The 4910-nt window shown below is 56.7% G+C and carries 5 protein-coding genes; 3 read left to right on the top strand and 2 right to left on the bottom strand.

Annotation, left to right across the window (positions count from 1 at the left end; all coding sequences use genetic code 11):
- A partial coding sequence (locus C0623_05105) for an AAA family ATPase (GenBank protein ID PLY01742.1) occupies positions 1-99 on the bottom strand: 99 nt, incomplete at its 3' end.
- A 407-nt stretch (positions 100-506) separates the two neighbouring features.
- Here C0623_05105 and C0623_05100 point away from each other — a divergent pair.
- Positions 507-770 carry a hypothetical protein gene (locus C0623_05100; protein ID PLY01740.1) on the top strand — a complete coding sequence of 88 codons (264 nt, stop codon included), beginning with the start codon at positions 507-509 and terminating at the stop codon, positions 768-770.
- Between the two features lie 64 nt (positions 771-834).
- Here C0623_05100 and nifV read toward each other — a convergent pair whose 3' ends face one another.
- A complete protein-coding gene (gene nifV / locus C0623_05095) occupies positions 835-1965 on the bottom strand; it encodes a homocitrate synthase (GenBank protein PLY01739.1) in 1131 nt (376 codons plus the stop codon).
- A 598-nt stretch (positions 1966-2563) separates the two neighbouring features.
- Here nifV and nifE point away from each other — a divergent pair.
- The gene (gene nifE / locus C0623_05090) at positions 2564-3922 is read left to right on the top strand and encodes a nitrogenase iron-molybdenum cofactor biosynthesis protein NifE (protein ID PLY01738.1); all 1359 of its coding nucleotides are present in this window, start codon (positions 2564-2566) and stop codon (positions 3920-3922) included.
- Positions 3904-4910 (top strand): nitrogenase iron-molybdenum cofactor biosynthesis protein NifN (locus C0623_05085; protein ID PLY01741.1); only part of this gene is annotated, 1007 nt, incomplete at its 3' end. The genes nifE and C0623_05085, both read left to right, overlap by 19 nt.

Genomic DNA, 4910 nt, shown 5'->3' with positions numbered 1-4910 from the left:
AGCCCAGTCAAGCGACTTAACCGCTTTCGGCAACAACATTTCAACCGAGCCGAGTACGCGCTCCAACTGAGCGACAACCTCAGGTTTCAGGTTCATCATCGAATTAGAATCTCACTTTCGGATAACGGGTTTTTTGCCAGGAACAGGTCAGGGATCTGGTGGACCGCACAGGGAGAAACCTGTCGCCGATTCGCTCAGGCGATAATCGGCGCTCCTGTATACGTCAGAATGGCGGTGGTTGTCAAATCTCTATCGATTACGCAACCGATCTCCGGGCCGGAGAAATTAGCAGAAGATGTCCAACGCTCAGTGGGTGCCTGCCGGCGTGGCGCCATCGATCCCGCTAAAAGCAGATTTTTTCCACCAGAAAAGAGGGCATTCCCCTCATTGTCATCGCGTCAATGCCTGTTAGGATTTGATGGAAACTTTTAATACTGGCTACTGAATGAATCGCGGAAGTTTTATTGAATACTTCATCGACAGGTAGCGGAAAAGGAGATAAGTAGATGCGTAAACTGTTTTTGATACTGGTCGTTGTTTTATCATTCGGGTTGATGTTCTTGCTCACGGCCTGTGAACAGAAAGGGCCGGCCGAAAAAGCAGGAGCCAAAATCGACGAGGCGGTTGAGCAGACGAAAGACAAGGTCGAAGAGGCCAAGGAAACGATCGAGGACAAGCTCACCCAGGATGGTCCGATGGAAGAAGCCGGTGAAAAGATTGACGAGGCAGCAGAGGAAGTGAAGGAATCGGTCAAAGAGTCTGTGAAATAGCATTCAGCAACAGATCGACAAATCGACTGCCCGGTTGATTAAACCAACGTCAAGAGGTCTCGAATCAGGCGACCCGTGGTATCGCGCAGAGAGCCAGAAGTTCAGGGTCGGTCAATGGTCGTTTTCGGATCTGGGCCAGGTACCTGACCTGCTCGAGAAGGTCTTTAAGCTCCATTATATTCAATTCTATGCCGAGGCTGGCCAGGCGGGCACTGAGGCCGTTTCGACCCGAATGCTTGCCGACGACCAGGTGGCGCGACAGGCCGACTTCGGCCGGATCATACCCCTCGTAGTTTTCCGGGGCTTTCAACACGCCGTCGGTGTGCAGGCCCGATTCATGCGAAAAGACCTTTTCCCCGACCACCGCCTTCCACTCCGGCACCGGCCGGCAACTCGCCTGGCCGACCAGGCGCGAGAGTTCGACAAAACGACTGGTGTCGATTCCCGATTCGATGCCGCAGGCATGTTTGAGCGCCATCACCACCTCCTCGAGAGCAGCGTTGCCGGCCCGCTCGCCGAGACCGTTGACCGTGGTGTTGACAAAGCGGGCGCCGGCCCGGATACCGGCGACAGCATTGGCCGTTGCCATGCCGAGGTCATTATGGGTGTGAACCTCGAGGTCGAGCGCCACGCGGTCGGCCAGGTACTTGACCTTGTCGTAGGTCGCAAAGGGATCGAGGACACCGAGGGTATCGCAGAAACGGAAGCGGTCGCCCCCTTCGGCCTTGGCGATCTGCATCAACTCGACCAGGAACTCGAGATCGGCCCGGCTCGCATCCTCGCCGCCGACCGAGACATAGAGATCGTGTTGCTTGGCATAACCGAGGGCGACCTTGAGCTGCTCCTTCACCCACTGGCGCGACTCGCCGAGCTTCTTTTCAATATGGATATCGGAAACCGACAGGGAGATATCGACGGCTGTCACGCCGCAATCGATTGAAGACCGGATATCGGAGATAACTGCCCGGTTCCAGGTGATCAGTCGCGCCCTGAGCCCGAGATCAACCAGGGCCCGGATCGAGGCCTGCTCATCCCGGCCCATTGCCGGAATACCGCATTCGAGTTCGCCGACACCGATTTCATCGAGGGTCCTGGCGATTTTAATTTTCTCCTCACGGCTGAAGACCACCCCGGCGGTCTGCTCTCCGTCACGCAGGGTTGTGTCGTCAATGATGATTTCCCGATTGTTGACCATCATATTCTCCTTGAAAAACGAAAAAGCCCCGTCGGAGCTCAAAAGTCCGCGGGGCTGCGTTGCCACTCTTATCGGCATCATTGCCGAATTATTTCAAGATCAGTCCCACGCAAAAACGACAGGCTAAACAGCAAATACTTCCTTAACGCAGAGTCACAAGCTGGCGCCGCAGAGAAAAACAAAACGGAAAGCTATAGTGCTTTTAACTAAAGTTCTAAAACCCTGAAAAGCACTTGCCTTTCTCTGCGTCTCGGCGTCTCTGCGTTAAAGCTGCCTTTCAGATTGTCTTTACGGCTTGACGTGAGACAGCTCTCTATATTCCTAGAGCAAACTGCATGCCCAAACGTAAACCGCTAAAAACAGGGTGCATCACCGGTTCTTTCGAAAAGAGATTGTATAAAAAATATGCAACATGTCTTTTTTATGATCTGATTTTCTAGCTAAAACCTTAAAAAACCACTTTTTTTCTCTATTTCGAGTTGGCAAGCCTTTTGCTCTATAGAGGGAGTATAAATAAATATCGACCGTCAAAGTTGCCGGACAATAACCCTCCCAAGGATGTGACGGGGCTGTATCCAAACAACAAGGAGCAGACCTTTTGAGCACAAAACCGAATGTCCGGGAACTCCTGAACGAAAGTTCCTGTAGCCACAACGCAACTAAAAAAGCTGCCTGCAACGCCCCGACTCCGGGAGCGACCACCGGCGGCTGTGCCTTCGAAGGGGCGCAGATCACCCTCTTCCCGTTTGCCGACGCCGCCCACCTGGTGCACGGACCGATGACCTGCCTCGGCTCCTCGTGGGAAACCCGCGCCACCGGCACCAGCTGGCCAGGCGTTGACATGACCCAGATCGGTTTCACCACCGACATTGATATCAACGACGTCGTATTCAGCGGCGAACAGAAGGTCGGCGATTCGATCGATTACATCGTGTCCCGCTACGCACCGGAGGCGGTCTTCGTTTACGCGACCTGTGTGACCGCCCTGATCGGTGACGATCTTGACGCCATCTGCAAGCAGGCGGCCGAACGGCATGGGCTCCCGGTCGTGCCGGTGCACGCCCCCGGCTTTGTCGGCAGCAAGAACCTCGGTAGCCGTCTCGGCGGTGAAGCCGCCCTGATGCACCTGGTCGGCACCAGGGAACCGGAAGAGACGACACCCTTCGATATCAACCTGATCGGCGAATATAACGTCACCGGCGACATGTGGCAATATACGCCGCTACTCGATGAGCTCGGCATCCGGGTGCTCTCAACCCTCTCGGGTGACGGCCGCATTGCCGATATCCGCACCGCGCACCGGGCGAAACTGAACGTCATCGTCTGCGCCAAGTCGCTGGTTTCAGTGACCCGCAAGATGCAAGAGCGCTACGGTATCCCGTCAATCTCACTCTCTTTTTACGGCACCCGCGACACCAGCAACGGGCTGCTCGCCATCGCCGAAGCTCTCGGCGATCCGGACCTGGTCGAGCGGACCAAAAAACTGATCCGGCGCGAAGAAGCGGCGCTTGCTGAAAAGCTGAAACCGTATCGCGAATTCTTCAGGGGCAAGAAGGCGGTGCTCAACACCGGCGGCAACAAGACCTGGTCGATCGCCGCCGCCCTGCAGGACCTCGGGATCAAGGTTGTTGCCACGGCAGTCAAGAAAGCGACCGAGGACGACCGCGAGAAAGCCCGGCAGACACTTGGCGAAAACGGCGTCCTGATGATGAATCCCGGCGCCGAGCAGGCCAAACTGATTGAGGAGACCGGCGCCGATCTCCTGCTTGCCGGCGGCCGCTCACTCTACACCGCCATCAAAAAAGGGATCGCCTTCGCCGACGTTAACCAGGAGAAGAAGAAGAGTTATGGCGCCTATAACGGCCTGATCAACCTGGCCGAAGACCTGAAGAACGCGCTCGAAAACCCGGTCTTCCGAAATGTTGCAAAAAAAGCGCCATGGGAGAACAACGCATGACCAAACCGCTGCAGGTCAATCCGATCAAGCTTTCGGCACCGATGGGAGCCACCCTCGCCTTTCTCGGCATCGACCGCTGCATGCCGCTGATGCACGGCGGCCAGGGCTGCACCTCGTTCAGCAAGGTCTTTTTTACCCGTCACTTCTCCGAGCCGATTGCCATCCAGACGACGGCGGTGACCGACGTGACCGCGATCCTCGATGGCGGCGGCTACAACATTGTTGAGTCCATCAAGAATATTACGAAAAAAGTGACGCCGGATCTGATCGGGCTCTTCACCACCGGCCTCACCGAAACCAAGGGCGACGATATCCGGACCATCGCCTCCGAGGTCGACTTCCCGGTAGTGCATGTCAACACGCCCGATTACGAAGGCGGCTTCGAATCGGGCTGGGGCGAAGCGACCGCTGCGATCATCGACCAGCTGGTTGCACCGGTCGGGAAAACCGATACCGACAAAATCATCATCCTGCCGCATGTCTCGCTGCAGGCGATCGAGGTCGAAAAGATCAAGCAGTTTATCGAGCTGTTCGGATTCGAGGTTCACGCCCTGCCGGATCTCTCGACTTCCCTCGACGGCCATCTCGGCGAAAAACAGGCGGCCCTGTCAAGCGGCGGCACGCCGGTCGCGACGATCCGCGAACTTGCAAATGCCGGCACGGTTATCTCCATCGGCGCATCAATGCAGCCCGGCGCGGTGGCGCTGCTGAAGAAGAACCCGGGGATGAATCACCGGCATTTCCGGCATCTCTGCGGATTGACGGCGACCGATGAGCTCGCCGAATTTCTGCTCAAGCTCTCCGGTAAGAAAGAGCCGCACCCGTCGATCATCCGCTGGCGCAAACGGCTTCAGGACGCGATGCTCGACAGCCATTTTTCGCTCGGCCAGACCCGGTTTTGCCTGACCGGTGAACCGGACCAGGTCGGCGGTCTGGCCGCGGCGCTGACCGAAGCAGGCGGTCGCGTCGAAGAGGTTGTCCTGACCGT

The organism is Desulfuromonas sp. (genome assembly GCA_002869615.1).
GTDB lineage: Bacteria > Desulfobacterota > Desulfuromonadia > Desulfuromonadales > UBA2294 > BM707.
Note: the sequence above shows the minus strand (reverse complement) of the source record. Positions and strands in the feature narration are given on the sequence as shown.

Bases quoted from the DNA above. Each gene is read 5' to 3' on its own strand.
- C0623_05100 (PLY01740.1), top strand. From the start codon at position 507: ATGCGTAAACTGTTTTTGATACTGGTCGTTGTTTTATCATTCGGGTTG.
- nifV (PLY01739.1), bottom strand. From the start codon at position 1,965: ATGGTCAACAATCGGGAAATCATCATTGACGACACAACCCTGCGTGAC.